Annotated in this window: 31 protein-coding genes; 1 reads left to right on the top strand and 30 read right to left on the bottom strand. The window is 60.1% G+C overall.

All coding sequences use genetic code 11. The annotated features are described in order from the left end of the window. Positions 1-5: 5 nt before the first annotated feature. The 30 genes from nuoG to NWQ23_RS01295 all read right to left on the bottom strand — a co-directional run bounded on the left by nuoG (position 6) and on the right by NWQ23_RS01295 (position 23,756). On the bottom strand, positions 6-2,024 hold the full coding sequence (gene nuoG / locus NWQ23_RS01440; RefSeq protein WP_306164451.1) for an NADH-quinone oxidoreductase subunit NuoG: 2,019 nt from the start codon (positions 2,022-2,024) through the stop codon (positions 6-8). A 139-nt stretch (positions 2,025-2,163) separates the two neighbouring features. Further along, positions 2,164-2,574, bottom strand: coding sequence for a DUF5333 domain-containing protein (locus NWQ23_RS01435; RefSeq protein WP_306164450.1), 411 nt, complete (start codon positions 2,572-2,574; stop codon positions 2,164-2,166). A 126-nt stretch (positions 2,575-2,700) separates the two neighbouring features. Continuing rightward, a complete protein-coding gene (locus NWQ23_RS01430) occupies positions 2,701-3,153 on the bottom strand; it encodes a DUF3291 domain-containing protein (RefSeq protein ID WP_306164449.1) in 453 nt (150 codons plus the stop codon). 21 nt (positions 3,154-3,174) lie between these two features. After that, on the bottom strand, positions 3,175-3,336 hold the full coding sequence (locus NWQ23_RS01425) for a hypothetical protein (protein WP_306164448.1): 162 nt from the start codon (positions 3,334-3,336) through the stop codon (positions 3,175-3,177). An 82-nt stretch (positions 3,337-3,418) separates the two neighbouring features. Continuing rightward, entirely contained in the window at positions 3,419-3,820 is a 402-nt protein-coding gene (locus tag NWQ23_RS01420) for a hypothetical protein (RefSeq protein WP_306164447.1), read from the bottom strand. Next, positions 3,820-5,106, bottom strand: a complete 1,287-nt coding sequence (gene nuoF / locus NWQ23_RS01415; RefSeq protein ID WP_306164446.1) for an NADH-quinone oxidoreductase subunit NuoF — start codon at positions 5,104-5,106, stop codon at positions 3,820-3,822. Before nuoF ends, NWQ23_RS01420 begins: the two co-directional genes overlap by 1 nt. Continuing rightward, on the bottom strand, positions 5,106-5,336 hold the full coding sequence (locus tag NWQ23_RS01410; RefSeq protein WP_306164445.1) for a DUF5337 domain-containing protein: 231 nt from the start codon (positions 5,334-5,336) through the stop codon (positions 5,106-5,108). Before NWQ23_RS01410 ends, nuoF begins: the two co-directional genes overlap by 1 nt. Positions 5,337-5,351: 15 nt before the next feature. Then, positions 5,352-5,948 (bottom strand): NADH:ubiquinone oxidoreductase, encoded by a 597-nt coding sequence (locus tag NWQ23_RS01405; RefSeq protein WP_306164444.1) that lies wholly within the window; start codon positions 5,946-5,948, stop codon positions 5,352-5,354. Between the two features lie 175 nt (positions 5,949-6,123). Next, entirely contained in the window at positions 6,124-7,233 is a 1,110-nt protein-coding gene (locus NWQ23_RS01400; protein ID WP_306164443.1) for an NADH-quinone oxidoreductase subunit E, read from the bottom strand. A gap of 119 nt (positions 7,234-7,352) precedes the next feature. Then, positions 7,353-7,679, bottom strand: a complete 327-nt coding sequence (locus NWQ23_RS01395) for a hypothetical protein (protein ID WP_306164442.1) — start codon at positions 7,677-7,679, stop codon at positions 7,353-7,355. Positions 7,680-7,709: 30 nt separating this feature from the next. Then, the gene (locus NWQ23_RS01390; RefSeq protein WP_306164441.1) at positions 7,710-7,907 is read right to left on the bottom strand and encodes a hypothetical protein; all 198 of its coding nucleotides are present in this window, start codon (positions 7,905-7,907) and stop codon (positions 7,710-7,712) included. After that, entirely contained in the window at positions 7,904-9,142 is a 1,239-nt protein-coding gene (locus tag NWQ23_RS01385; RefSeq protein ID WP_306164440.1) for an NADH-quinone oxidoreductase subunit D, read from the bottom strand. The genes NWQ23_RS01390 and NWQ23_RS01385 overlap by 4 nt, the downstream gene beginning before the upstream one ends. A gap of 3 nt (positions 9,143-9,145) precedes the next feature. Next, the gene (locus NWQ23_RS01380; protein ID WP_306164439.1) at positions 9,146-10,039 is read right to left on the bottom strand and encodes a sulfotransferase; all 894 of its coding nucleotides are present in this window, start codon (positions 10,037-10,039) and stop codon (positions 9,146-9,148) included. Next, on the bottom strand, positions 10,039-10,653 hold the full coding sequence (locus tag NWQ23_RS01375) for an NADH-quinone oxidoreductase subunit C (protein WP_306164438.1): 615 nt from the start codon (positions 10,651-10,653) through the stop codon (positions 10,039-10,041). The genes NWQ23_RS01380 and NWQ23_RS01375 overlap by 1 nt, the downstream gene beginning before the upstream one ends. Positions 10,654-10,677: 24 nt before the next feature. Further along, positions 10,678-11,208: an NADH-quinone oxidoreductase subunit B family protein gene (locus NWQ23_RS01370; protein ID WP_055293137.1), complete on the bottom strand. Its 531-nt coding sequence runs from the start codon at positions 11,206-11,208 to the stop codon at positions 10,678-10,680. Next, on the bottom strand, positions 11,199-11,564 hold the full coding sequence (locus NWQ23_RS01365; RefSeq protein WP_306164437.1) for an NADH-quinone oxidoreductase subunit A: 366 nt from the start codon (positions 11,562-11,564) through the stop codon (positions 11,199-11,201). Before NWQ23_RS01365 ends, NWQ23_RS01370 begins: the two co-directional genes overlap by 10 nt. 121 nt (positions 11,565-11,685) lie before the next feature. Beyond that, positions 11,686-12,627: a hypothetical protein gene (locus NWQ23_RS01360; protein WP_306164436.1), complete on the bottom strand. Its 942-nt coding sequence runs from the start codon at positions 12,625-12,627 to the stop codon at positions 11,686-11,688. 74 nt (positions 12,628-12,701) lie between these two features. After that, positions 12,702-13,481, bottom strand: a complete 780-nt coding sequence (locus NWQ23_RS01355) for a crotonase/enoyl-CoA hydratase family protein (RefSeq protein WP_306164435.1) — start codon at positions 13,479-13,481, stop codon at positions 12,702-12,704. Then, a complete protein-coding gene (locus NWQ23_RS01350; RefSeq protein WP_306164434.1) occupies positions 13,478-14,338 on the bottom strand; it encodes a hydroxymethylglutaryl-CoA lyase in 861 nt (286 codons plus the stop codon). Before NWQ23_RS01350 ends, NWQ23_RS01355 begins: the two co-directional genes overlap by 4 nt. Positions 14,339-14,420: 82 nt before the next feature. Beyond that, positions 14,421-15,071, bottom strand: a complete 651-nt coding sequence (locus NWQ23_RS01345; protein WP_306164433.1) for a glutathione S-transferase family protein — start codon at positions 15,069-15,071, stop codon at positions 14,421-14,423. Next, positions 15,068-16,978 carry an acetyl/propionyl/methylcrotonyl-CoA carboxylase subunit alpha gene (locus tag NWQ23_RS01340; RefSeq protein ID WP_306164432.1) on the bottom strand — a complete coding sequence of 637 codons (1,911 nt, stop codon included), beginning with the start codon at positions 16,976-16,978 and terminating at the stop codon, positions 15,068-15,070. The genes NWQ23_RS01345 and NWQ23_RS01340 overlap by 4 nt, the downstream gene beginning before the upstream one ends. 5 nt (positions 16,979-16,983) lie before the next feature. After that, complete coding sequence (locus NWQ23_RS01335) at positions 16,984-18,546, bottom strand: carboxyl transferase domain-containing protein (protein WP_306164431.1); 1,563 nt, start codon at positions 18,544-18,546, stop codon at positions 16,984-16,986. After that, positions 18,543-19,007 carry a lysozyme inhibitor LprI family protein gene (locus tag NWQ23_RS01330; protein ID WP_306164430.1) on the bottom strand — a complete coding sequence of 155 codons (465 nt, stop codon included), beginning with the start codon at positions 19,005-19,007 and terminating at the stop codon, positions 18,543-18,545. Before NWQ23_RS01330 ends, NWQ23_RS01335 begins: the two co-directional genes overlap by 4 nt. Beyond that, complete coding sequence (locus tag NWQ23_RS01325; protein WP_306164429.1) at positions 19,004-19,297, bottom strand: hypothetical protein; 294 nt, start codon at positions 19,295-19,297, stop codon at positions 19,004-19,006. Before NWQ23_RS01325 ends, NWQ23_RS01330 begins: the two co-directional genes overlap by 4 nt. Then, complete coding sequence (locus tag NWQ23_RS01320) at positions 19,294-19,794, bottom strand: lysozyme inhibitor LprI family protein (protein WP_306164428.1); 501 nt, start codon at positions 19,792-19,794, stop codon at positions 19,294-19,296. The genes NWQ23_RS01325 and NWQ23_RS01320 overlap by 4 nt, the downstream gene beginning before the upstream one ends. After that, complete coding sequence (locus tag NWQ23_RS01315) at positions 19,794-20,351, bottom strand: hypothetical protein (RefSeq protein ID WP_306164427.1); 558 nt, start codon at positions 20,349-20,351, stop codon at positions 19,794-19,796. The genes NWQ23_RS01320 and NWQ23_RS01315 overlap by 1 nt, the downstream gene beginning before the upstream one ends. Then, entirely contained in the window at positions 20,348-21,511 is a 1,164-nt protein-coding gene (locus NWQ23_RS01310; RefSeq protein WP_306164426.1) for an isovaleryl-CoA dehydrogenase, read from the bottom strand. The genes NWQ23_RS01315 and NWQ23_RS01310 overlap by 4 nt, the downstream gene beginning before the upstream one ends. 64 nt (positions 21,512-21,575) lie before the next feature. Beyond that, on the bottom strand, positions 21,576-21,794 hold the full coding sequence (locus NWQ23_RS01305; RefSeq protein WP_306164425.1) for a DUF6434 domain-containing protein: 219 nt from the start codon (positions 21,792-21,794) through the stop codon (positions 21,576-21,578). 15 nt (positions 21,795-21,809) lie between these two features. Beyond that, positions 21,810-23,015 carry a DegT/DnrJ/EryC1/StrS aminotransferase family protein gene (locus NWQ23_RS01300; protein ID WP_306164424.1) on the bottom strand — a complete coding sequence of 402 codons (1,206 nt, stop codon included), beginning with the start codon at positions 23,013-23,015 and terminating at the stop codon, positions 21,810-21,812. A 78-nt stretch (positions 23,016-23,093) separates the two neighbouring features. Beyond that, entirely contained in the window at positions 23,094-23,756 is a 663-nt protein-coding gene (locus NWQ23_RS01295) for an HAD-IA family hydrolase (RefSeq protein WP_306164423.1), read from the bottom strand. A 127-nt stretch (positions 23,757-23,883) separates the two neighbouring features. On the opposite strand from NWQ23_RS01295, the gene glmU reads away from it, so the two are divergent. Continuing rightward, on the top strand, positions 23,884-25,227 hold the full coding sequence (gene glmU, locus NWQ23_RS01290) for a bifunctional UDP-N-acetylglucosamine diphosphorylase/glucosamine-1-phosphate N-acetyltransferase GlmU (RefSeq protein WP_306164422.1): 1,344 nt from the start codon (positions 23,884-23,886) through the stop codon (positions 25,225-25,227). Positions 25,228-25,229 lie beyond the last annotated feature (2 nt).

The following is a 25,229-nucleotide window of genomic DNA, read 5'->3' as shown; positions in this document are numbered from 1 at the left end:
CGTCCTTATTCCGCAGCCATCGGCGCAGCTTTGCGTGCCTTCGCGTTCGCACTCAGTTCCGCCATCAGGGCAGAGGCCCGCGCGATGGGGTTCGTCAGATAGAAATCACTGATCGCATTCACGAAATCAGCCTTGCCCGGCGTCTTGAGCGGGATCGGCTGCCATGCGTTTTCGGCCACAGAATCAATTCGGCCCAGATGCGGATGCGCTTTCACAATGGCCTGACGCAGTTGCGCCATGCTGTCATAGGGCAGCATCGCCCCAAGCTCCGCAGACAGCGCCCGCAGGATGGCCCAGTTTTCTTTGGCCTCACCCGGCGGGAAGCTGGCGCGCAGTGCCAGTTGCGGGCGGCCTTCTGTATTGACGAAAAGCCCGTTTTCTTCGGTGTAGGCGGCAGACGGCAGGATGATATCTGCGCGATGCGCACCCCGGTCGCCGTGGCTGCCTTGGTAAATCACGAAAGCACCGGGTGCGATATCGACCTCGTCGGCGCCAAGGTTATAGACCACCTCTGCTCCATCCAGCGCGGCCTCAAGCCCGCCTTCGGTCACAGCACCCACATCCATCGCGCCCACGCGGCCTGCCGCAGTGTGCAAAACAAGAAACTTGGAATTGGTCTTGGACGCCAGTTCCATCGCCTGAGACAGCACCGCCTCGCCATCCGCTTCGCGCAGCGCACCCATGCCGATCACGACAAGGCTGTCCATATCCTTGACCGCGCCCATCTCTTTGGCGGCGGTATCGACAAGCGCCTGACGGTCGGTCCCGACGGGCACGACATCAAAGGTCAGATCAACCTGCGGACCGATCATCCCCACAGTTGCCCCATTTGCCCACGCACGCCGCAAGCGGGAATTGAGCACTGGGGCCTCGTCGCGGGGGTTCGTGCCGATCAACTGGATCATCTTGGCGCTATCGATATCTTCAATCGCAGCCGTACCCACATAAGCAGAGCGGTTGCCAATCGGCAGCTTCGCCCCATCGGTCCGGCATTCGACGTGACCGCCCTGCCCTTCGATCAACTGCTTGAGCGCGAATGCGGCCTCAACCGGGGCCAGATCACCGACCAGACCCGCGATTTTCTTGCCCTTCATGGCCGCAGCCACAGCAGCAAGCGCTTCGGGCCAGCTGGCTTTGCGCAGTTTGCCGTTTTCGCGGATATAAGGTGTGTCCAAACGCTGGCGGCGCAGACCGTCCCAGACAAAGCGGGTCTTGTCGGAAATCCACTCCTCGTTCACGCCGTCATGGTTGCGCGGCAGGAATCGCATCACTTCGCGACCTTTGGTATCGACGCGGATGTTGGACCCAAGCGCATCCATCACATCGATGGATTCGGTTTTGGTCAATTCCCAAGGACGGGCGGTAAAGGCGTAAGGTTTCGATACCAGCGCACCCACGGGGCAGAGATCAATGATATTGCCCTGCATGTTCGAATCCAGCGTTTCGCCCAGATAACTTGTGATCTCGGCATCTTCGCCGCGACCTGTCTGGCCCATCTGGTGAATGCCTGCGACTTCGGTCGTGAAACGCACGCAGCGGGTGCAGGAAATACAGCGGGTCATATGGGTTTCGACCAGCGGGCCAAGGTCCAGATCTTCGGTCGCGCGCTTGGGTTCACGGAAGCGGCTGAAGTCGACGCCGTAAGCCATCGCCTGATCCTGCAGGTCACATTCGCCGCCTTGATCGCAAATCGGGCAATCCAGCGGGTGATTGATAAGCAGAAACTCCATCACGCCTTCGCGGGCCTTTTTGACCATGGGCGAGTTGGTTTTCACAACGGGCGGCTGGCCTTCGGGACCGGGGCGCAAATCCTTGACCTGCATCGCACAAGAGGCGGCGGGTTTCGGCGGGCCGCCCACAACCTCGACCAGACACATCCGGCAGTTGCCCGCAATTGACAGCCGCTCATGATAGCAGAACCGCGGGATTTCGATGCCCGCAACTTCACAGGCCTGTATCAGGGTCATGGCCCCATCAACTTCGACCTCGTTCCCATCGATGACGACTTTGCGCAGATTAGACATGGCGTGCCTTATATGTTCCCGGTCGCGTCATAGGCCGCAGGGGGTACAACGCGTTGCGTCGCGTTCTAACGCGACCGACGCTATGATGCCAGTCTGAACGACAAAAAAGAAAGCAATTTTCGCACTTGCAGCAATGGCTTTAGCGCAGCAGCCAGCCAACACGTGTATTTGCGGCAATCTGGGCGCGACCAACCGCGCAATAACTGGCCGCATCGCCCGGTACAGCACCCAAATCGGCCAATTGCTGCCGCGCGATCTGCTCAAGTCGGTCCTCTTCGGCCTTATCGTTCACATAGGCGTCGATGTCGGCCTCGGAATAGCCAAGGCTGCGCGCATGGTTCTTGAGAGTGTTCAGATAGCTCAAGCCACGGAAGGTGCGCGCGCTGATGGCGTCGCATTTGCGTGAAATCTCGTAGGCCATGCCCACTTGGATAATCCCGTCACGCACATAAGCCACGTCCTTGAGCGCCGTTTGGGCGGACAGGTTGCCAGCAGCCATCACGGCGGCCAGAGCAATCACGATAAAGATCGCGGGCTTCTTCATTTCCATTCTCCAACCTGCGGCGCGTGATGCACCGTTTGGTGTTGGGAATGACATCAGCTTTATGCGCAGGTTATTCAATATCAGCGCGATGACATCGGTGTGTTTACGCCAGATTGCCAGCGCGGGCCGCCCTCAGGATGCTTGATGCGCCCGCAGCCAGTCCCAGCCGAAAGCATCGTCGCTGTCGCCATGCGCCTGGCGGTGCGCCAGTTTCGCCATTGCCTGATCCAGAGTAGGCTGCGTTCCCTCAGGCACCCACCACATCACAAAATGCATCTGCACCAGATTTTCGAACCATTCCTTGCCACGATCCATGAATTTGGCGTGCAGGGTATCGAACACGAATGTCTTGAGCTGCGGTGCGGTTTCCCAGACAGACAGGTTTGCGACGAACTGCGGATCACCGTCCAAACAAGCCTCTGTGTTGCCCTTACCCGGCTCGCCCGATCCTTCCATCATCCATACAAAACCGGGCATCCGCTTGCCAAGACCATTCACGCGGTCAAGGTTGGCCATGAACTCGGCCACACGCGGATCGTCAGTCGGGGCGAGCAAGCGTCCTATATTCAACTCGGCAAGATGCATGGGGCGTCCTTTGGCTAAAGTTTAACGGCGCCGTTGGCGTGTCGGTGCAACTCCTGAAATCCCTTTGCGCAAAAACGCAAAAGCCAGAACCAAACCAATGATGCCAATCGCTGCGGCAGCACCATAGGCCCAAAGCGGTGCTATCTCGGCACGGACCGCCTGCACCGTAAACCAGGCGGGCAATCCACAGACGGCGGATGTAAAAAGGGCCGCAGCAATGCTCGCGGCCCCGTCAAGAAGAGTGCGAAACGCCATACGGAAGCGTTTAAGCCGGAATCAGCATTGCGCTGATCGCAGAGCCCTCAAGCACTTCTGCATCGCCAGCCGCGCAAAGATCGGTCCCTGTCAGCTCTACGTCATGCTTTGCCATAAAGCTCCGCTCGCTGACGTCTGTTTCAAGCTCGATCGCGTTGCGCAAAGCGTTGGCAGAGAGTGAGCCGCGCCCCACTTCGTTGCGCGCCTCGTTCAATTCCGCATCAAGCGCCGCGTCATAGGAATAGCGGGCGCAATTCTGCGCCACTGAATTGGCCAAGCTAAGATTGGCGTAATACATCGGCGTCGACATGGTGAAGAGTTTCTGGACTGCGGGATCATCAAAAGACCGTGCCCCACCTGTCGCACAAGCGGCCAGTGTCAAAGCCGCGCCAAACATCAATCCACGTTTCATCATTCTGCTGCCATCCCTGCAAGACGTTTGTGTTTGATCCGGTCCTCGATCTCGTCCCGGAAGTTCTTGATCAAGCCCTGTATCGGCCAAGCGGCCGCATCACCCAATGCGCAAATCGTATGACCCTCGACCTGTTTGGTCACGTCCAGCAGCATGTCGATCTCTTCCACCGACGCATTGCCTTCGACCAGACGCGCCATGACGCGCATCATCCAGCCAGTCCCTTCGCGGCACGGCGTACATTGGCCACAGCTTTCGTGCTTGTAGAATTTCGACAGCCGCCAGATCGCCTTGATCATGTCAGTGGAGTTATCCATGACGATCACAGCCGCCGTGCCAAGGCTTGATCCCTTTTCCTTCAGCGCGTCAAAGTCCATGATCGCGTCGCGCATGTTTTCGCCGCGCACGCAAGGCACCGAAGACCCGCCGGGGATCACCGCCTTGAGGTTGTCCCAGCCACCGCGAATACCGCCGCAGTGCTTTTCGATCAGTTCCTCGAACGGGATCGACATCTCTTCTTCGACGACGCAGGGGTTGTTCACATGACCCGAGATCGCAAAAAGCTTGGTGCCCGCGTTGTTCGGACGGCCCATGCCGGCAAACCAGCCACCACCACGGCGCAGGATCGTCGGGACGACAGCGATCGATTCCACATTGTTCACCGTGGTCGGGCAGCCATAAAGACCGGCACCGGCAGGGAATGGCGGCTTCATGCGCGGCATACCCTTTTTGCCTTCAAGGCTTTCCAGCAGTGCGGTCTCTTCGCCGCAGATATAAGCCCCTGCCCCGTGGGTCAGGTAAATGTCAAAATCCCAGCCGGACTTTGCCGCGTTCTTGCCGACCAGACCTGCGGCGTAACATTCGTCGATTGCCGCTTGCAGGGCTTCTTTTTCGCGAATGTACTCGCCACGGATGTAGATATAGCAGGCGTTTGCGTTCATTGCGAAGCTGGCAATCAGGCAGCCCTCGACCAGCGTATGCGGATCATGGCGCATGATCTCGCGGTCTTTGCAGGTACCCGGTTCGGATTCGTCGGCATTCACAACCAGATAGGCCGGACGTCCGTCGCTTTCCTTGGGCATGAACGACCACTTCAGGCCCGTCGGGAAACCCGCCCCGCCCCGGCCGCGCAAGCCAGAGGCTTTCATTTCGTTGATGATCCAGTCGCGGCCCTTTTTGATGATGCCAGCGGTGCCATCCCAATGGCCCCGCGCCTGCGCGCCTTTCAGCGTGCGGTCGTGCATCCCGTAAAGGTTCGTGAAAATCCGGTCTTCATCTTTGAGCATTACTGATCGCCCCTGTCGTCTTGGCGCGCGCGCCAGAGTTGATATGTCTGCCACAGGGCAAACCCGAAACCGGCGAGCGCTGCAAGGTCAAAAAGCGCCTGCGTCCGATTGGACCAGCCATATTCCGCACCAAGCAAGTTCGCCATGACCCAGAAACCACCAGTACCGGCCACGATCAACGCGACGCGTTGTCCTGCCCGGCTTTGTTTGGTGTTTCCGTGTTGGGTCATGGTGTTTGCAATGGCCTAGTAAACGCCGCCCTTGTCGACCTTCTTGGAGAATTCCGTAGATCCTCCGGCCGCCAGCGTTTTGGCTTGTGGGACCCAGTCATCACGGGTCGCACGCCCTTTGAAGCCTTCAAGGTTGTCGTCCATCCAAGCCTGCTCTTTCGGGCCCCAGCTTGCGATCTGGTCAAAGTGGAAGATGCCCATACCGTGCAAGGTTTTTTCCAGCTTGGGGCCCACGCCCTTGATCTGCTTGAGGTCATCAGGGCCGCCTTCGCGGGCCGCACTCAGAAATTCGGGCGTGCCATCGGAAGCTGCGGCTGCCGCAGGTGCCGGAGCGGGTGCAGGTGCTGCTGCCGGAGCGGGGGCTGCTTTTGGCGCAGGGGCCGGTGCGGGTGCTGCCTTGGCCGCAGGTGCCGCAACCTTCGATGGACCAGCCGCCGGCTCGCGCCAGCCCAAGGCCAGCACGATGGCCCCAATCGCACCAACAACGCCGCCGATGCAGGCCGATGCGAAGACCGAGAAGTCATAAAGAACGAAGGCAACGCCTGCTGCGATAATCGCAAACAGGGCGGCAACGGCGATGATGCCTTGGCTGATTGGTGCAGTATCTTTCATCGTGTGTATTCTCCCTCAGGTGACCGATTTCCGGCCGTGCAGATTTGGCACCCCCCATGCGTCAAATCGACCCATTCGCGCGCCCTGTGACAGGTCTAACCGAAAGTCGGCCTTTGCGTAAAGAAATACTGCGATTTAGCTGTCTTAACGCAGGTAATGCCCAATCTCTGGGCGATCACTTGGCCTTGGAAAGTGCGGCAGCCTGCGCGATCCAGTCATCACGCTGAATCCGCCCTTTGAATTTCAAACGGCTATCCACCCATGCAATTTCGTCTTCGGTCCACTTTGCGATCTGATCAAAGTGCCAGAAGCCCAACGCGTTCAGCACGCCTTCCAGCTTGGGACCAACGCCAGAGATCAGCTTGAGATCGTCGGCGCCGGACTTGCGCGGGGCCGCCATCGTTTTCGGCTTCTTTTCAGCCTGTATCTGCGGATTGGACTTGCCCTCGGGCTTGGCCTTGGATTCTGCTGCGGCCTGCTGTTTGGTGATACCTGTCTTGTCGACAGGTTTCTTTGCTGCGGGCTTGGGTTCGGCGGCTTTAGATGCTTTGCCCGTTGCGCTCTTGGGGGCTGTGCCGTCTTTGATCCAAGGGGTCAGAAGCGGAACCTCGGTCCCGTCGATCCGCTTGACGGTATCGCCGATATCCACCGCCAATTGCGCGCTGGCGTTATACTGTGTCTTGCCACTGTCATAGCCGCGCAAGGTTGTCAGGCCCTTGAGCGGCTCTGCTGCAAAGCGCCCGTTCTGCGGGCCGGGGGTTGGCACGCGACCTGCGGCCAATTCGTCGATAATCTCTCCCAGGCGCTCGGCGGTCAGGTCTTCGTAATAGTCCTTGCCGATCTGGGCCATCGGCGCGTTGGCGCAAGAGCCCAAGCATTCGACCTCTTCCCAAGAAAACTTGCCATCCGCGGACAGGGCGTGCGGTTTGTCGGCGATCTTGTCCTTGCAGACACCGATCAGGTCCTCTGCGCCGCAGATCATGCAGGACAGCGTACCGCAAACCTGAATATGGGCCACCGCGCCAACCGGCTGCAACTGGAACATGAAATAGAAGGACGCGACTTCGAAAGCACGGATAAAGGCCATGTCCAGCATGGTCGCCACATGTTCAATCGCCGGGCGGGTCAACCAGCCTTCTTGCTCTTGGGCGCGCCACAGGATCGGGATGATCGCCGAGGCCTGACGGCCTTCGGGGAATTTCTTTATCTGCGCCTCGGCCCATTTCTGGTTTTCAGGCGTAAAGGCGAAGGTTGCGGGTTGGTCGTGGTAGAGGCGGCGTAGCATTAGATCATTCCGGTCAACATCAAGCGCGCAGCATCAGCGCAAAGAAAACGGCAGGAGGTCCCCACCAAGGTTCAACATACCCCCTAACACAAGGGTCGATCCGGGCAAGCCAATTGTCATCATGCGCAAATGCCCGTTGTCACCCGAAAGGCGTTTCCGCCGGGGACAATTTGCCCGCGCCCGTCAGCCCGAAGTTCGGTCATGATCCGGCCAAGGTCCTCGCGAGACAAGATCGCATCGGCCATGATTTGTTCAGAGTTCAGGCTATTCACTTCGCAGCCAGCCGCCTGTGCGGCCCCGATAAAGCGTTCGGTCGCGGACTGCGGGATAACGATGGGTGCCGCGACAGGTGCGGGAGCGGGCCTTGGGGCTGGTCTGAAATCGGGGATCGGCATCGCGCAGGCCGAAGCGGCCACGAATGAAAGAACGGTCAATCTGCGGATCATCTCAAGTTACCTTCCATGAGGCGCCGATGGCTAGTTGTTGGCCACTTCAGGCACCGTTCCAAACACATCCGTCAGCCCGTAGACCATGATCAACACCGATACCGCTATTCCGCAGACACCACCGATGATCACCCCCGCCATTGACCGGCGGAAAAATCGCGAAACGCCGGCAGAGACAAAAAACCCGCTCGCGACCAACAGTCCCAGTAAGATATCGCCAAGGGTCATCTGTCGATTTCGCCAAACACGACGTCCATCGTCCCGATAATCGCACTCACATCGGCCAACTGGTGGCCCTTGCAGATATAGTCCATCGCTTGCAGGTGAAGATAGCCCGGCGCGCGGATCTTGGCGCGATACGGCTGATTTGTGCCGTCGGCGACCAGATAAACGCCGAACTCGCCCTTGGGGGCCTCGACAGCGGCGTAAACCTCGCCCGCAGGCACATGGAACCCTTCGGTGTAAAGTTTGAAGTGGTGGATCAGCGCCTCCATCGAGGTCTTCATCTCGCCGCGTGTCGGCGGTGTCATCTTGCCACGCGCCATCACATCACCCTTTTCGTGGCGCAGCTTTTCGCAGGCTTGGCGGATGATGGATGTGGATTGACGCATTTCCTCCATGCGGCACAGGTAACGGTCATAGCAATCGCCGTTCTTGCCGACAGGGATCTGGAACTCGAATTCATCATAGCATTCGTATGGCTGCGCGCGGCGCAAATCCCATGCAAGGCCGGAACCACGCACCATGACGCCCGAAAACCCCCATTCCTGAATGTCGTCTTCGGTCACGACACCGATATCTGCGTTGCGCTGCTTGAAAATCCGGTTCTCGGTCAGCAGACCGTCGATATCGTCTAGCACCTTGGGGAAAGCCTCGGCCCAAGCGTCGATATCCTCGACCAGTTGGTCCGGCAGGTCCTGATGGACACCGCCGGGGCGGAAATAGGCGGCGTGAAGCCGCGCGCCACAGGCCCGTTCATAGAAAATCATCAGCTTTTCGCGCTCTTCAAAGCCCCAAAGCGGCGGGGTCAGCGCGCCCACGTCCATCGCTTGGGTGGTCACGTTCAGCAGGTGGCTAAGGATGCGGCCAATCTCGGAATAGAGGACGCGGATCAGTGACGCACGGCGCGGTACCTCGGTCTTGGTCAGCTTTTCGATGGCCAGACACCAGGCATGTTCCTGATTCATCGGGGCCACATAGTCCAGGCGGTCGAAATACGGCAGGTTTTGTAGATAGGTCCGCGACTCCATCAGCTTTTCGGTGCCACGGTGCAGCAGGCCGATATGCGGGTCGCAACGCTCTACAATCTCGCCGTCCAGTTCCAGGACAAGACGCAACACGCCGTGGGCCGCAGGGTGTTGCGGGCCAAAGTTGATGTTGAAATTGCGGATCCGCTGTTCGCCGGTTGCAGCGTCAGTCGATCCATCGTCATAAGTGTTCACACGGATATCGCCGTCCATCATGGCTTAAGCCCTCGCTCGATTGTCTTGCCACCGCTGTGGCAGGGGGCCGATATTCCGGGCCGCCCATTCATAGTGTTCGTTCAATAAGCCCAACGCGCGCGGGCGTAACTTGTCCAGCATCACGACCTCTGGCCCTTCATTGGCGGGCAGTTTCACATTGGCGATGACAGGAGTGATACCCAGAAACGCACAGAGTTTCGCCGCACCTTCCTGTGTAAACAGATCCTCGGCGAATTGCACCAGCAACCTGCCTTCAGGGATCACGCGCCGCAGTTTGCGGATGATCTTGGGATAATCGCCGCGCTCAAGGATGTGGGTCTCTTGGCCCCGGTTAAGAATCCGATACAGGATATTATTCGATTTCTTTTCATAGACTTCGTGTTCCTGCCGCTGCCTGCGGGCCTGCATCCGGATATGAGACCAGAGCCGGTCCAGCGGATCACGGATCAGGTAGATGAACTTTGTCGTGGGCGACACATTCAGCATACGGGTCAGTATCTCGTCCGGAAGGGTCGCATAATTTGGCGTGATATCAGCGACCACGCGGCTGTCTGCCCGCCCGTCCATCAGCCACCCCAGATAGGCCGCATCATCCGAACGGTCCCCTTCAAGGGCCGCAAGCAGCGCTTTCATCTGCGCGATCCGGCGGTTGAGATTGTCAACCTGCCAGCCACGCCCAGCCTCTGCGGCATCATGCTTTTGGGCGCGCATCTCGCGCAGGCGGACGCGGTAGGCGACCAACTGCTTTTCAAGCGCCTGTGCCTCGAAAGTATCCCAGTAATGCGCCTCTTTGACCGCAGGCATCCCGCATTCGGGGTGGTCATGCAGATAGCGGTAAAGCCAAGACGTCCCCGCCTTGGTTGCTCCGACACAGTAAAGAAGGGTTGGATCAGGCATCAGCCCGCTTTCTCTTCTTTCTTCTTTTCGTCACCGGGCAGGATGTATTCTGCCCCCTCCCATGGCGACATAAAGTCGAACTGGCGGTACTCCTGCACAAGGCTTACGGGTTCGTAGACCACGCGCTTTTGCACTTCGTCATAGCGGACTTCGGTATAGCCCGTTGTCGGAAAATCCTTGCGCAGCGGATGGCCGCGGAAACCGTAGTCGGTCAGGATGCGGCGCAGGTCGGGGTGGCCGGTAAAGAGGATACCGAACATATCGAACACCTCCCGTTCAAACCAGTTGGCCGAAGGATGCACCGAGATGATCGAGGGCACCATGTCCTCTTCGCGGATCTGGACCCGCAGGCGGATGCGATGGTTCTGATACATGCTCAGGAAGTGGTAAATCACATCAAACCGTCTGGCGCGGGTCGGGTAGTCAACCGCCGTGATGTCGACCAGCGACGAAAACTTGCAGCTTGCATCGTTCTTGAGAAATTCAACAAAACTGACCAGCGATGACGGGGCGACTGTGACCGTCAGCTCATCATGGGCCACGTCCCAAGACAAAACGCAATCGGTGCGCTTGAGTTCCAGATGGGTCCCAAGTTCTTGCAGGGCTTCGGTCATCGTATTTCCTTTCACACGCGCGTCTTAGCGCACGATTGTCCCGGTCCGGCGCATCTTGCGCTGGAGCTGAAGGATACCATAAAGCAGCGCTTCTGCCGTTGGCGGACAGCCGGGCACGTAGATATCGACCGGCACGATGCGGTCACAGCCTCGCACGACTGAATAGCTGTAGTGATAATAGCCACCGCCATTCGCACAGGACCCCATCGAAATCACATAACGCGGCTCTGGCATCTGGTCGTAGACCTTGCGCAGCGCGGGGGCCATCTTGTTGGTCAGCGTGCCGGCCACGATCATCAGGTCGGACTGGCGCGGGGACGCGCGCGGGGCCGTGCCGAACCGTTCCAGATCATAACGCGGCATTGAGGTATGCATCATCTCGACCGCACAGCAGGCCAGACCGAAGGTCATCCAATGCAGGGACCCTGTGCGCGCCCAGTTGATGATGTCCGCGGTCGAGGTCACAAGGAAACCCTTGTCCTGCAATTCCGAATTGATCAGCTGCGCGCCGTGTTCCTTGTCAGCGCCCACTGCGGTTCCGGTCATCACTCCCATTCGAGCGCCCCCTTCTTCCATTCATAGGCAAAGCCGATCGTCAGCACGCCCAGAAAAACCATCATCGACCAAAAGCCCACCATGCTGATATCCTGAAACGCGACCGCCCAGGGGAAAAGGAAGGCGACTTCGAGGTCAAAGATAATGAACAGAATCGCAACCAGATAGAACCGCACGTCAAACTTCATGCGGGCATCGTCAAAGGCGTTGAATCCGCACTCGTAGGCAGAGACTTTTTCAGGATCAGGGTTGCGGACGGCGACAATCGCTGCGGCCACAATCAGGATCAGGCCCAGCGCAATAGCGAGGCCCAGAAAAATCATGATCGGCAGATATTCGGCAAGCATTTCCTGCAAGGGGTGTTCCTTTCGGCTCGGCACACCAAAAGGCGCGCTGAAAGTTGGCTAGCCGATGCATATCGTTGTGCCCCCAAAGGGTCAACCAAGCGCAGTGTCGCAGAACATCAATTTGAAGGAATTAATCGACCCGGTCGATCAGCGGATAGTTTGGCGACAAGACAGCAGCCGCCACGGATAGCAATGACACGCCATGCGCCAAGCCATTGGCGCGCGCCTCATGCCCCGAGATCACGTCTGACATCTCGGTCAGATTGTCGGCCTGCTGGTCTGTCAGCCAGAACATGGCATGCATACCAAGGGTAAAATCACCGGGCAGGTCGGACACCGCGATCCGGCAGCCTTGGGCGGTTGCAGTGAATATCAGTGAGGTGACCGTCACGGTCCCGTTGCGCATGACGATCATCACATCATGGCGCTCGGGCGTCGATGCCAGAACCTTGGCATCAACCTTCACGATCAACGGCTGGTCGGGGTTTTCGGGGTCACTTGTATGGGGTGACGCAACCGCCACATCGAAAAAGCCGTTTTCGTCAGCCTCGCCCGCCAAGACACGGCCACGGCGCGTCTGGGGCTGCAAAGCACATTGACGCCGTGCCACAGCGGGAGAGCACGCAACATCAAGCTGGGTCCTCAGGCGCAGCCGCACCGCAGGGCCGGCATAGACCAGTGCTCCCAGAAGAATTTGCAAGATCGCAATCAGCACCCCTGTCGCAGCAACAGCAAAGGCCACCAAGATCACAAGCGCCGCAGAAACATGCTCTGCCGGCGCCCATTGAGCAACGGCCTTGATCACAGGCATCGCCACCACCAGCAATGTCACCGACAAGGACAGGCTGATCGTCTCGAGCGTCACATTGGGAAAGATCACCACATGACCCACAACAAGTGCGGCCACCGCCAAACTGGCAATTGTAGCACTTTGCGGTGAAAGAACCGCAGGGTTCAGCGCAGACAGGCCCAGCATCACAAGCACAGGCACAAGAACGGCCAGCACGATCAAGCGGCGCAACCGGATAATGCGGTAGATCATTTGTTCTGCGGTTGGCCAATCAAAGTGCATCTGGGACTCCTTGTCTGAGTCCGAAAGTGCCACATGAAATGGGTCAGAAGTGAGACAGGAATCTGACAATACGCTTACAATTCGGTGCCCCAGCGCGGCTTTCTCTTGTCAAAAAAGGCAGAAATGCCTTCTTTGGCCTCTGCACTGTCCCATTGTGCGACCAAGGCATCGACCGAACGCGCCACGACCTTTTCGTCGATGACGGGCCCCAAACTGCGCGCCAAAGCCTTGGCCGCGGCCACAGCGCCAGGCGCACAGCCCAGATAAGGCGCGACCTCGGATGCGATCGCCGCATCCAGCTGATCGGCAGGAACCGCCTTGGCGATGACCCCCAGGCGCGCTGCCTCGGCCGCATCAAAAACACGCCCCGACATAAAGACACGGCGGGCAAAGGCCTCACCCATGCGGGCTAGGACATAAGGACCAATCGTGGCCGGGATCAGCCCCAGCCTGGTCTCGGTCAGGCCGAATTGCGCGTGATCGGCTGCAATCACGACATCGCATACACAGGCCAGACCAACGCCTCCGCCAAAGGCATTGCCCTGAACGCGCCCGATCAAGGGCTTTGGCAAGGTGTTCAACGCGCCCAGCATCCCAGCCAAGGACTGCGCCGCCGCACGTCGCATCGCCCGATCACCCGCCATCTGCGTGCGCATCCAGCCCAGATCCCCTCCGGCGCAGAAAGAGCGCCCCTGCGCGGTCAAAACGACCACCCGCACCGCATCGTCGGCTGCAATCTCGGTGGCGGCCGCTTTCAGTGCATCAATCAAGGCTTGCGACAGGGCATTGTGCTTTTCAGGGCGAGCCAAAGCCAATGTGGCAACCCCGCGCGCATCTACCTGCAGATCAATCATCGCATCCCCCGTGCCATTTGCGCCGCCTTGGCAATGACAGTCGCATCTATCCCCGTGTCGAATCCACGCCGGTCCAGTAACTCCAGAACAGCCTCGGTGGCGACATTGCCCGGTGCGCCGGGGGCATAGGGACAACCGCCCAAACCGCCCACTGCACTGTCAAAGGCGCGCAGACCCAGATCCAGAGCGACATCGATATTGGCCAAGGCCTGCCCGCCTGTATCATGAAAATGCCCTGCCAGATCGGAAACAGGCACGACCTGCATCACCGCCTCCAGCATCGCGGCAACCCGCTGTGGCGTCCCCTTACCGATCGTATCGCCCAAGGACAGCGGCATCGGCGCGATCGCGCGCAAAAGCGCCGCAGCATCAGCGACCCGTTCTGGCAACGTGGGGCCATCAAACGGGCAATCCGTCACGCAAGAGATATAGCCGCGCAGGCGCAGGTCTTCAGCCCTTGCCGCCTCGACAACAGGGGCGAGCCGGGCAACTGATTGGGCAATCGAACAATTCAGATTGTTCTGCGAAAACCCCTCCGAGGCAGAGATAAAGACTGCAATCTCATAATGCACCCCCGGCACCCGCGCCGCCAAAAACGCCTCCCAGCCAGTCATATTGGGCACCAGCACGGCAAAACGCACATCCGGCGCAGGCGCGAGCGCAGCCATCACGCGATCGGTATCGGCCATCTGCGGCACCCACTTGGGGCTGACAAAACTGCCCACCTCGATATCGCGTAAACCCGAAGTGGCCAGCAGATCAATCAACGCCACCTTCTGCGCAACCGGGATCGCGCGCGGTTCGTTTTGCAACCCATCACGCGGGCCCACCTCATGAAGACGTACAAACTCCGCCATCAGGCCCCGCTCTTCTTTTGTTCCCAAATACCTCGGGGGAGCGCGGCACGCGCGGGGGCAGCGCCCCTATGACGCCTGCTGATCAAGGCAGAACCTCCCACGGCGGATAGAACGGCTTGGCATAAAGCGCGGGCGCCTCGGGGACCGACTTGGCAAATGCATCCCGCGCCGTGATCCGGTCAAACCAGATGCGCAACTTGGGAAACGGGTCCAGCCGGACGAAGTGCTGGGCCATGTAAACCGCCTGCCCCACGCCGATGTCGGCTGCTGAAAAATCAGACAAGAGATAATCGCCCTGCAGCGCCTCCTCGACCGTTGCCAGCGTTTTCGCCAGCCGTTTCGCCTCAAGCTGCATAACGACAGCCGAGCGCATGTGATCCGCGTAGATCACGATATGCTGTTGGGTCAAAGCGGCACTATGCTGGCTGATCGTCTCGGCGAAATGGATCCAGTTCAGCCAAGCGGCGCGTTCAACGTGACCTGGGTCTCGACCCAAGCCCGCCTGCGGGAAGCGTTCGCAAAGATACTCCGCAATCGCCCCGCTTTCGGTCAGGACATGCCCGTCGATTTCAAGGGTGGGGACGCGCCCTGTGGGGTTCAATGACCGGTAAGGTTCTTGGCGCAGGGTTTTGTCCAAAGGACGGATGACCAGTTCAAAATCGAGCCCCAGTTCATGCAACAGCCAAAGGCTGCGCATGGAACGGGTCTGGTGTGCGTGGTGCAAACGGATCATGCGAGGGCCTCCAATGCAATCATCTCAAATCCGGCGGTGACCTGATCGCCGGCTGACACCGCGACGCGGGACACAACACCTGCACGTGGTGCGCGCAGGACATGTTCCATCTTCATCGCCTCCAGCACAGCCAGCCGGTCGCCCGCGCCAACGCTTTGACCGGTCACCACCGCGACGTCACGCACCAGCCCCGGCATCGGGGCCAGCACTGTGTCCCCCGCGACCACGCTGCCCTGCCGGTCCAGCGGATCAATGATATTGAACGTCAGCGTTTCAGGGCCAAAGACCGTCACATGCCCGCGATGCACGATGGCGGGCAGTCCCCAGGTCGCACCCTGTCTGGTCAATGCGACCGCCGCATCACCGATCATCACGGTGCAGCCGTTGGCGCTTTGAAATGACAACCGTGCCGTCACGGTCTTATCGCCATGACCCAGCACGATATCCCGCACCAAGGGTTGCCACAGCGTGAACCCGGCCATTCCCCCCTGCGGCACGGCGGCAGCCGTCACCGCTGCAATCGCCAGTTCTTTCACACCGGGCTGCACGGCAGCACAGAGCAGCTTTGCCTCTCGCGCAATCAAGCCTGTATCAACCTGTGCCGCCACAAAACCGCCATCGCGCGACAACCGCCGCAGGAACCCGATATTCGTGACCGTGCCCGCCACTTCGGTGGCATCCAAAGCCGCCTGCAGCGACCGCAAAGCCGTTGCCCGATCCGGCCCATGCACCGTGATTTTCGCGATCATCGGGTCATACCAGGGCGAGATTTCATCACCCGCGACCACCCCGCTGTCGATGCGAACGCCCGCGGGAAAGGCCAGATGGTCAAGCACCCCCGTCGCAGGCAGAAACCCCGCAGGGACGTCTTCGGCATAAAGCCGTGCCTCGAAAGCATGGCCCTTGATTTCCAGATCCGCCTGCTTCACTGGCAACGCCTCGCCCGCCGCCACACGCAACTGCCATGCCACCAGATCGACTCCGGTGATCGCCTCGGTCACCGGATGCTCGACCTGCAACCGCGTGTTCATCTCCATGAACCAGAACCCGTCAGGGCGCAGTGCGCCCGCGCCATCCACGATAAACTCCACCGTGCCCGCGCCCGCGTAACCGATCGCCTTGGCCGCTTTGACCGCCGCGTCGCCCATCGCTTTGCGCAGCGCTTCGGTCATGCCGGGGGCCGGTGCTTCTTCGATCACCTTCTGATGGCGGCGCTGCAGGGAACAATCCCGCTCGAACAGATGCACCGCGTCCACGCCATCGCCAAAGACCTGCACCTCGATGTGGCGCGGGCTCTGGATATATTTCTCGATCAGGACAGCGGGGTTGCCGAAAGCGGTGCGCGCTTCGGCCTGTGCCGAGGCCAGATTCTCGCCAAAATCCACAGCGCGCGCGACCAACCGCATACCTTTACCGCCGCCACCCGCGACAGCCTTGATCAACACCGGATAGCCAATCGCATCGGCTTCCCCCGCCAAAAAGGCAGGGTCCTGATTAGCCCCGTGATACCCCGGCACAACGGGCACGCCCGACTGGACCATCAGCGCCTTGGCAGCATCCTTCAGCCCCATCGCGCGGATCGCGTCGGCCGAAGGACCAATGAACACAAGGCCGGCAGCCACAACAGCCTCTACAAAATCGGGGTTCTCGGACAGAAACCCATAGCCGGGATGAATGGCCTCTGCGCCCGTGTCCAAAGCTGCCTGAATAATCAAATCACCGCGCAGATAGCTGTCAGCCACGGGTGCAGGACCCAAGCGCACCGCCTCGTCCGCCTGCCGCACATGCAGCGCCTGCGCATCGGCATCGGAATAGACCGCCACCGTCCGCACACCCATCGCGCGGGCGGTGCGGATCACGCGGCAGGCGATCTCACCGCGATTGGCAACGAGGATTTTAGTGAACATCCCGCTCACATCCGAAACACGCCAAAGCGTGTCTCCTCTATCGGCGCGTTGCAGGCTGCCGCGAGCGACAGCGCCAGCACTTCGCGACTGTTGCGCGGGTCGATGATCCCGTCATCCCATAGACGGGCACTGGCATAAAGCGGGTGCGATTGTTCTGCGAACATCTCGATGGTGGGCTGTTTGAAGGCGGCTTCTTCTTCGGCAGACCAACTGCCACCAGCCCGTTCAATCGCGTCCCGTTTCACGGTCGCAAGCACCCCTGCGGCCTGTTCGCCACCCATCACAGATATCCGTGACGTCGGCCATGACCACATGAACTGTGGGCTGTAAGCCCTTCCTGCCATGCCATAATTCCCCGCGCCAAACGATCCGCCCACGACCATCGTGATCTTGGGAACCTTGGTTGTGGCCACCGCAGTCACCATCTTGGCCCCGTGCCGCGCGATGCCTTCGTTTTCGTATTTCTGGCCCACCATGAAACCGGTGATATTCTGCAAGAACACCAACGGGATCTTGCGCTGGCTGCACAGTTCCACAAAATGCGCGCCCTTCTGCGCGCTTTCCGAAAACAGCACCCCGTTGTTGGCCACAATACCGCAAGGCCAGCCGTCGATATGGGCAAAGCCGCAGACCAGCGTTTCGCCAAACCGCGCCTTGAATTCGTCAAAGCGGGATGCGTCCACGATGCGCCGGATCACGTCGCGGATATCATAGGGCGTGCGCAGATCGGCAGGGATCACATCAAAGATGGTGGCAGGATCAAATGCGGGAGGTTCAGACGACAAGCGGTTGACAGATATAGATTTATCCAACGCACAAGAGGCCACCGCCTGCCGCGCCAGTGCCAAGGCGTGGGCGTCATCCTCTGCCAGATAATCGGCCACACCCGACAGGCGCGTATGAACGTCACCACCGCCCAGCGCCTCGGCGCTCACGATCTCGCCGGTCGCGGCTTTGACCAAGGGTGGCCCCGCCAGAAAGATCGTGCCTTGATCCTTCACGATGATCGACACATCCGCCATCGCGGGCACATAGGCCCCGCCCGCCGTGCAGGACCCCATCACAACGGCGATCTGTGGAATACCTTTGGCGGACATCTGCGCCTGATTGTAAAAGATGCGCCCAAAGTGGTCGCGATCAGGGAACACCTCGTCCTGATTGGGCAGGTTGGCCCCGCCGCTATCGACCAGATAGATGCAGGGCAGATGGCAGTTTTCCGCGATTTCCTGCGCGCGCAGGTGTTTCTTGACGGTCATCGGATAGTATGTGCCACCCTTCACCGTGGCGTCATTGCAGATCACCATCACCTGATGGCCTTGCACATGACCCACACCGGCAATCACGCCTGCGCAAGGGGCAGCACCGTCATAAAGCCCATGCGCGGCGGTCGCACCGATCTCTAAAAACGGGCTACCGGGATCAAGCAGGTTCGCCACGCGGTCGCGCGGCAGCATCTTGCCACGCGACAGATGGCGGGCGCGTGATTTTTCGCCGCCGCCCGCAGCGGCCCATGCCGCCGCTGCGGCGACTTCGGCAAGTGCTTCTTCGTGTTTGGCGCGGTCGCTCATCGTAGCTGGTCCTCGAGTACCAGTGTTTGCGCGGCGGTGGCGGTCATCAGGCAGGCCAACAGGGCTGGCCCCTGACCCGTTCCGCCCTCCCATTGCACGAACTCAAAGTCGCAACGGGCATCGCGATAACTGATCCAGGTCCGTTGCATGGCCCGCATTTTGTCCAACACCGCAGGCCGTTCGGCGTGCTGCACCAGAAGCTGGCCATAAACGTCGTTGAGGCGCGCATCCCACCACGCGCGCTCATAATCCAGACAGCCACCCATACCGGGCGTACTGAACCCGCCGGGGTTGTCGACCATGCACAGGTTGGCGGCCGCCCCGATACAGGCGTGGCGCATCGCCGGGTCGGTTGCATCGGCCAGACAGTCAATCGTCGGGTCAGCGTGATAGACGAGGTCCTGCGCGGTGGCAGGCACATTTGAAAGGCATAAGGCTGTGAAAAATGCAATGTATTTCATGCGCTTGGCCCTTGTGGCTCAGGTAAGGCTTCGCCGCGTGGGCCGACGAAATAGGTCGTGGTCAGCCCGCTGGGATGGGCGCAATTGATCACCATGCGGACCCTGACATCAGGATGTGTGACCGCCGCGCAATCGGTCGGGCTGGCCCCCTCTGGTGCTATCGCCAGATAGGCCGCGGCATAGCGGTTGATGATCTCGGTCTCGGTCGGGACTTGACCCGCTTGCAGGCCAAGGTAGGCGGCAAAGCCGATCAAACCCGCAAGAGGCAGAAAAAAATAGGCCCGCCTCATTGCAAACCGGTCCGGTAGTCGCGCAGCGCCAAGCTGCGTTCGGCGGTCATGCGCAAATGGCAGTCTGCGCCGGCAATCTGGCGCATGGAGCCCGCACCCCACAGGCCGTATTCCATCGCGCAATTGGCATCGCGAAAGGCGATCCACGCGCGTTGGGCGGCAAGCAGTTGGTCGGCGCGGATGGCATATTCGGGGAACAGGGCCAAATCCTGCGCATCAAGCGAACGCGCAAAATCGCGGGCAAGCGCGTATTCTGCGTTCAGAAGAACGTCCCATGCGTCCCGTTCACCCAGTTGGCAAAACATCATGCCGACCGTTGTTTCGCCGTCCGTTTCGCCAGACATACAGGCGCTGGCGGCGTCCCCGATGCAGCTTTCCGGCCCGCCATCCTCCATGCCGCGTGCAGCACAGGAATCCACCATCGGCGCATAGAGCCAATTATCCTGCGCGAATACAGGACCGGCAAGAACGGTAAGTATCAGGCAAAGCGCGCGCATCATTGCCCGCCCTTCGCGCAGAATGCGGCGAATGCCCCCGTACCGGGATTTTCGCAGGCTTGTCGGACCGTGAATTCAAGCTCTAGTGCGATCAGGGCCGTTTCGCGCATCTGACAGCGGGCGGTCTCTTCTGTGGCTGTCTGGGGCATATTCTGTTGCCCCACCCGCAAGGCGCATTCCAGCGCGACATTGGCCGTTGCCGCCGCCGGGTTGGCGACCGACGCGCGCAAGTCGTCAAGCTGCTCAGATTGCGGCTTGTCTGCGACCCATGCGGCCAGCCCCAGATAATTCTGCGCGATCCGCCATTTCCAATAGGCCTCTTCCGCCTTGGCGCCTGACACCGCGTCTGCTGTGGCACTGTCAGCGCTCAAACCAATGCAATCGCGCGCGCCGGCCGTGACAAGCGCCGAAGGACCAAGCGCCACCTGCGCGTTGACGCAAGCGTCTGTCAAGGTCGCGGAAATCTCAACACCATCGACCGAAAAGACCGGAGGCGCGTCAAAACTCTGCGCCATGGCGACGCAGGGAAGCAGGAAGACCGCAGCTATCACCCTCATCCCATCGCCCCCATCATTTCGCGCCCGATCAGCATACGCCGGATTTCTGATGTGCCCGCCCCGATCTCCATCAGCTTGGCATCGCGGAACAGCCGCGCGACAGGGGCGTCGGCAAGGAACCCCGCCCCGCCCATCGCCTGCACGGCCTGATGCGCCTGTTTCATTGCCTCTTCGCTGGCATATAGGCAGCACGCCGCCGCATCTTGGCGGGTGACAGTACCCCGATCACAGGCGCGCGCGACCTCATAGACATAGGCCCGCGCCGAATTCATCGCCGTGTACATATCCGCCAGCTTGCCCTGCATCAGCTGGAAATTCCCGATGGGTTCACCGAATTGTTTGCGGTTGCTCACATAGGGCATCACCTCGTCCAGACAGGCGGCCATGATCCCCAGCCCGATGCCCGCCAGCACAACGCGTTCGTAATCCAGCCCCGACATCAGTACGCGCACGCCTTTGCCTTCTTGCCCCAATACGTTTTCGAATGGGACCGCCACATCGTCAAAAATCAGCTCTGCCGTATTGGACCCGCGCATCCCCAGCTTGTCGAAATGGGGCGAGGTGCTGAAACCTGCCATCTCTTTTTCGATGATAAAGGCGGTGATCCCTTTGGACCCTGCCGCTGGATCGGTCTTGGCATAGACCACCAGCGTATCGGCATCCGGCCCGTTGGTGATCCAGTATTTGTTGCCGGTCAAACGGTAGTGGTCGTTCCGCTTTTCGGCACGCAGGGTCATGGAAACAACATCGGACCCCGCCCCCGCCTCTGACATCGCCAAAGCACCCACGTGTTCACCCGAAATCAGGCGCGGCAGGTATTTCGCTTTTTGCGCTTCGGTCCCGTTCAGCTTGATCTGGTTGACGCAAAGGTTGGAATGCGCCCCGTAAGACAGGCTGACCGAGGCGCTGGCCCGCGCGATTTCCTCTACCGCAACCGTATGGGCAAGATAGGACATGCCCGCACCGCCATAGACTTCGTCCACGGTGACACCCAGCAAGCCCAGATCGCCCATTTCGCGCCAGAGTGCGGCGGGGAAAGCGTTGGACTGGTCAATCTCTGCCGCGAGCGGCTTCACCCTCTCCTGCGCCCAAGCATGCACCATATCGCGCAGGGCGTTCACGTCTTCACCCAGATCAAAACGCATTGAGGCATGAAACATGAGACCGCTTTCTTTTAATTGAACGCTTGTTCATTAATAGGACCGCACCGCAGGCGGTGTCGAGTCATTTTTCCGCGCTGCGCCGCTTTGCCTCGGCCACCACATCGGCCAGCGTGATGCCGGTATTTTCACGAATCCATGCCATGAACGGGCGTGAAAAGGTGAAACCGGGCACAAAAGCACGCACAAAGCGGCGCATGTTCTGCGTGGTCCGGTAGTTCTCGGTCACGATGGTGTCGGGGGTCAAAGCTGCGGCATGCCAGTCAAAATCAGATTTCGCCATTCTATCCTCGCTTTGCTACTCGGCCGCGGCTTGCCCTTGATAGACGGCTGACACCTCGGCCCTGATGATCCTTGCGATCAGCGCGCAGTCCTCCAGAGAGAAGGTCAACGGCAGGCGCATGTCGATGATGCCTGCCAACACCCTGTCGGACGCAGGCATCGGCGCAGACGGCGCATAGCGCCAACTGTCATAGCGCGAGGTGAACCCTTTGGGCTCGGCCCCGCCGAACCATTTGAGTTCGACGCCGCGCGCGGCACAGCGGCCCAGCACATCGGCGACCGCCGCTTTATCCCAGTCCAGCAGCAGGAACTGAAAGGAAGAGGCCACGAAATATTCCTTTGCCGGGCGCGCGATCAGGCGCAGGCCGGGGGTATCCGCAAGCCCCGCTTCCAGAACACGGTAGCGGGCGTTCCACTTCTCGCCCTGTTGCTTGAGTTTGCGCAACTGCGGGCGCAGGATCGCGGCGCGCAGGTTGTCCATCCGGCCAGAGATATTGGGCGTTTCATACTTGATCTGGGCAAAGGTCTCGACCGGCGGCGCGGCGCGGTGTTTTTCGAACAGCATATAGCTGCCCGACAGCATGATCGCGCGCGCCATATCTTCGGCCCCGTCGCAGATCAGAAAGCCGCCCTCGCCCGAATTGATATGCTTGTAAGTCTGGGTGGAATAGCAGCCAAACCGCCCCCAGCGCCCGCTTGGGACGCCGTTCCAAGCGGCACCCATTGTATGGGCGCAATCCTCGATCACGGTGACACCGGCGGCGTCGCACAGGGCCATCAGCCGTTCCATATCGCAAATGTGGCCGCGCATATGGCTGAGCAGCAGCACCTTGGACTGATCCAGTTTCGTGGCCAGATCATCCAGATCAATGACCAGATCTTCGGTGACGCCCACAAAGACCGGCACGCCACCGACGGCAGCAATCGCACCCGGCACAGGGGCCAGCGTAAAGGCATTGGTCAGCACCTTGTCGCCATGCGTCACACCGCAGGCCCGCAGCGCCGTGGTCATCGCATAGCCGCCAGAGGCCACAGCAAGGCAGTATTTCGCCCCCACAGAGGCTGCAAATTCCTCTTCGAGCAAGGCCGCCTCGGCGATCTCGTCGCCGCTGGTGTTGTAGCGGTGCAGGCGGCCCGATTGCATCACAGCATTGGCCGCCGCGATCCCTTCGGCGGGAATCGGTTCTTGCTGGGTGAAACTGCCTTTGAAAACGTCTGTCATGTCAGCACCTTGCAGGGCAATCGGCCCCGACAACAGGGCCACATCTGGCGATACGATAGGGCCAATCGCGGCGGCTGTCTAACCGATCAATCGCGCCACAACCGCGTCGAGTTCATCATAGCTGTCAATCGTCGCCTCGGGATCAAGCGCCAGCACATCATCGCGCCCCGGACCGAATGTGACCAGCACCGACGGCACCCCCGCATTGCGCGAGGTATCGCGGTCTGTGGCGGTATCCCCCACCAAGAGCGAGCGCGTCACATCACCCCCCGCGCGGCGCACGGCCTCGAAATGGTGTTCCGGGTCGGGTTTGCGCACTGGCAAAGTGTCCGCCCCTATGAGCGAGCCAAAAACATCGCGCACCCCAAGGCTTTGCATCAGGATCTCGGCCAGGCCTTCGGGTTTGTTCGTGGCAATGCCTACCGCATAACCGCCCATGCGCAGCCGCTCCACCGCCTCCATAGCGCCGGGGTAAAGCACGGTATGCGTGTCGATATCCTCAGCGTAGGCTTTCAGCAAAACGGGATACTGGGCATCCACATCCTCTGCCCCGAACCCTTCAACACGCGAAAAGCCAAGGTTCAGCATCGCGCGCCCGCCACGCAGCGCGGTTGCAGCATCCACAGCAGGATCAAGCAGATCACCAAGGCCCAAGCCCCGAAAACAGGCATTCGCCGCTGCAATCAGATCGCCGCTGGTGTCGGCCAACGTGCCATCAAGGTCGAAAATCACTGTGCGCATGGGGTAGCCTTTCAAGCAGCTTTGCCACTCCTTCTGTAACGCCCTGTAAACTGATGTGAAGCCCCTGCCCTTGTGATAATGAAAAAGGGCAGTAGAAGTCGGACCAACAAAAGTATTCGAGGCAGTCATGGCAATCGCATTCATCATCCTTGGCGCCGGCATGGGCACGCGCATGAATTCCGACCTGCCCAAGGTGCTGCATGAAATTGCAGGCGCACCGATGCTGGTGCATGCGATGAAGTCGGGCGCGGCCCTTGCCCCGGACCGCACGGTTGTGGTCGCGGGCCACGGTGCGGCGGCAGTCGAAAAGGCTGTGCAGACCTATGACCCCGACGCGCAGGTCGTTTTGCAGGCCGAACAGTTGGGCACAGCGCATGCGGTCGCTCAGGCGCAACCTGCCTTGGCGGGTTTTGACGGCGATGCGCTGGTGCTTTACGGCGACACGCCTTTTATCCGCCCCGAAACGCTGGCCGCGATGGCTGCCGCGCGGTTGACCCATGACATCGTTGTCTTGGGGTTCGAAGCCGCTGATCCCGGGCGCTACGGGCGGTTGATCCTGAAAGACGACCAGCTTGACCGGATCGTGGAATACAAAGACGCAAATGACGAGGAACGCGCTGTAAGGCTCTGTAATAGCGGAGTTATTGCAGCCAATTCCACAATGCTTTTCGACCTGATTTCAGAAGTCAGCGACGACAACGCCGCCAAAGAATACTACCTCACCGACATCATCGGGATCGCCCGTGCGCGCGGGCTGACCGCAACGGTCGTGCGCTGCGAAGAGGCCGAAACCATGGGCATCAACTCGCGGGCTGAACTGGCGCAGGCCGAGGCGCTCTTTCAGGCCCAAGCCCGGCAGATGGCGCAAGAGGATGGCGTGACGCTGACAGCACCCGAGACGGTGTTTTTCGCACATGACACGGTAATCGGGCGCGATACGGTCATCGAACCCAATGTGGTGTTCGGCCCCGGCGTGACGATCGAATCCGGCGCGACGATCCGTGCCTTTTCCCACCTTGAAGGCTGCCATGTGTCGCGTGACGCGGTCGTTGGCCCCTATGCGCGGCTGCGCCCCGGCGCGGAACTGGCCGAAGGTGTCCGGATCGGCAATTTTGTCGAGATCAAGAATGCGATCATTGCCGAAGGGGCCAAGGTCAATCACCTGTCCTATATCGGTGACGCGGAAATCGGGGCGCGCAGCAATATCGGTGCGGGTACAATCACCTGCAACTATGACGGCGTGTTCAAACATCAGACGGTGATTGGCAAAGATACCTTTATCGGGTCCAACACCATGCTGGTGGCCCCTGTCACCATTGGCGATGCAGCCATGACCGCGAGCGGGTCGGTGATCACCCGCGATGTCCCTGCCGGAGATCTGGCAGTCGCGCGCGGGCGGCAGGAAAACAAGGCGGGATTTGCGGTGCGCCTTTTTGAAAAACTCCGCGCCCTCAAAGCAAAAAGGTCCTGATC

It is taken from the genome of Yoonia sp. (assembly GCF_030731595.1).
Taxonomy (GTDB): domain Bacteria; phylum Pseudomonadota; class Alphaproteobacteria; order Rhodobacterales; family Rhodobacteraceae; genus Yoonia.
Note: the sequence above shows the minus strand (reverse complement) of the source record. Positions and strands in the feature narration are given on the sequence as shown.

Excerpts from the sequence above, each read along its gene's own strand:
- NWQ23_RS01395 (WP_306164442.1), bottom strand. The coding sequence starts at position 7,679 with ATGATCCGCAGATTGACCGTTCTTTCATTCGTGGCCGCTTCGGCCTGC.
- NWQ23_RS01300 (WP_306164424.1), bottom strand. The coding sequence starts at position 23,015 with ATGACAGACGTTTTCAAAGGCAGTTTCACCCAGCAAGAACCGATTCCC.
- NWQ23_RS01295 (WP_306164423.1), bottom strand. The coding sequence starts at position 23,756 with ATGCGCACAGTGATTTTCGACCTTGATGGCACGTTGGCCGACACCAGC.
- NWQ23_RS01315 (WP_306164427.1), bottom strand. The coding sequence starts at position 20,351 with ATGAGGGTGATAGCTGCGGTCTTCCTGCTTCCCTGCGTCGCCATGGCG.
- NWQ23_RS01420 (WP_306164447.1), bottom strand. The coding sequence starts at position 3,820 with ATGAAACGTGGATTGATGTTTGGCGCGGCTTTGACACTGGCCGCTTGT.
- NWQ23_RS01405 (WP_306164444.1), bottom strand. The coding sequence starts at position 5,948 with ATGAAAGATACTGCACCAATCAGCCAAGGCATCATCGCCGTTGCCGCC.
- NWQ23_RS01370 (WP_055293137.1), bottom strand. The coding sequence starts at position 11,208 with ATGGGAGTGATGACCGGAACCGCAGTGGGCGCTGACAAGGAACACGGC.
- NWQ23_RS01320 (WP_306164428.1), bottom strand. The coding sequence starts at position 19,794 with ATGCGCGCGCTTTGCCTGATACTTACCGTTCTTGCCGGTCCTGTATTC.
- NWQ23_RS01410 (WP_306164445.1), bottom strand. The coding sequence starts at position 5,336 with ATGACCCAACACGGAAACACCAAACAAAGCCGGGCAGGACAACGCGTC.
- NWQ23_RS01400 (WP_306164443.1), bottom strand. The coding sequence starts at position 7,233 with ATGCTACGCCGCCTCTACCACGACCAACCCGCAACCTTCGCCTTTACG.
- glmU (WP_306164422.1), top strand. The coding sequence starts at position 23,884 with ATGGCAATCGCATTCATCATCCTTGGCGCCGGCATGGGCACGCGCATG.
- NWQ23_RS01385 (WP_306164440.1), bottom strand. The coding sequence starts at position 9,142 with ATGATGGACGGCGATATCCGTGTGAACACTTATGACGATGGATCGACT.
- NWQ23_RS01310 (WP_306164426.1), bottom strand. The coding sequence starts at position 21,511 with ATGTTTCATGCCTCAATGCGTTTTGATCTGGGTGAAGACGTGAACGCC.
- nuoG (WP_306164451.1), bottom strand. The coding sequence starts at position 2,024 with ATGTCTAATCTGCGCAAAGTCGTCATCGATGGGAACGAGGTCGAAGTT.
- NWQ23_RS01335 (WP_306164431.1), bottom strand. The coding sequence starts at position 18,546 with ATGAGCGACCGCGCCAAACACGAAGAAGCACTTGCCGAAGTCGCCGCA.
- NWQ23_RS01390 (WP_306164441.1), bottom strand. The coding sequence starts at position 7,907 with ATGACCCTTGGCGATATCTTACTGGGACTGTTGGTCGCGAGCGGGTTT.
- NWQ23_RS01430 (WP_306164449.1), bottom strand. The coding sequence starts at position 3,153 with ATGCATCTTGCCGAGTTGAATATAGGACGCTTGCTCGCCCCGACTGAC.
- NWQ23_RS01305 (WP_306164425.1), bottom strand. The coding sequence starts at position 21,794 with ATGGCGAAATCTGATTTTGACTGGCATGCCGCAGCTTTGACCCCCGAC.
- NWQ23_RS01375 (WP_306164438.1), bottom strand. The coding sequence starts at position 10,653 with ATGACCGAAGCCCTGCAAGAACTTGGGACCCATCTGGAACTCAAGCGC.
- NWQ23_RS01380 (WP_306164439.1), bottom strand. The coding sequence starts at position 10,039 with ATGCCTGATCCAACCCTTCTTTACTGTGTCGGAGCAACCAAGGCGGGG.
- NWQ23_RS01355 (WP_306164435.1), bottom strand. The coding sequence starts at position 13,481 with ATGATTGATCTGCAGGTAGATGCGCGCGGGGTTGCCACATTGGCTTTG.
- NWQ23_RS01435 (WP_306164450.1), bottom strand. The coding sequence starts at position 2,574 with ATGGAAATGAAGAAGCCCGCGATCTTTATCGTGATTGCTCTGGCCGCC.
- NWQ23_RS01340 (WP_306164432.1), bottom strand. The coding sequence starts at position 16,978 with ATGTTCACTAAAATCCTCGTTGCCAATCGCGGTGAGATCGCCTGCCGC.
- NWQ23_RS01330 (WP_306164430.1), bottom strand. The coding sequence starts at position 19,007 with ATGAAATACATTGCATTTTTCACAGCCTTATGCCTTTCAAATGTGCCT.
- NWQ23_RS01325 (WP_306164429.1), bottom strand. The coding sequence starts at position 19,297 with ATGAGGCGGGCCTATTTTTTTCTGCCTCTTGCGGGTTTGATCGGCTTT.
- nuoF (WP_306164446.1), bottom strand. The coding sequence starts at position 5,106 with ATGCTCAAAGATGAAGACCGGATTTTCACGAACCTTTACGGGATGCAC.
- NWQ23_RS01345 (WP_306164433.1), bottom strand. The coding sequence starts at position 15,071 with ATGATCCGTTTGCACCACGCACACCAGACCCGTTCCATGCGCAGCCTT.
- NWQ23_RS01350 (WP_306164434.1), bottom strand. The coding sequence starts at position 14,338 with ATGGCGGAGTTTGTACGTCTTCATGAGGTGGGCCCGCGTGATGGGTTG.
- NWQ23_RS01360 (WP_306164436.1), bottom strand. The coding sequence starts at position 12,627 with ATGCACTTTGATTGGCCAACCGCAGAACAAATGATCTACCGCATTATC.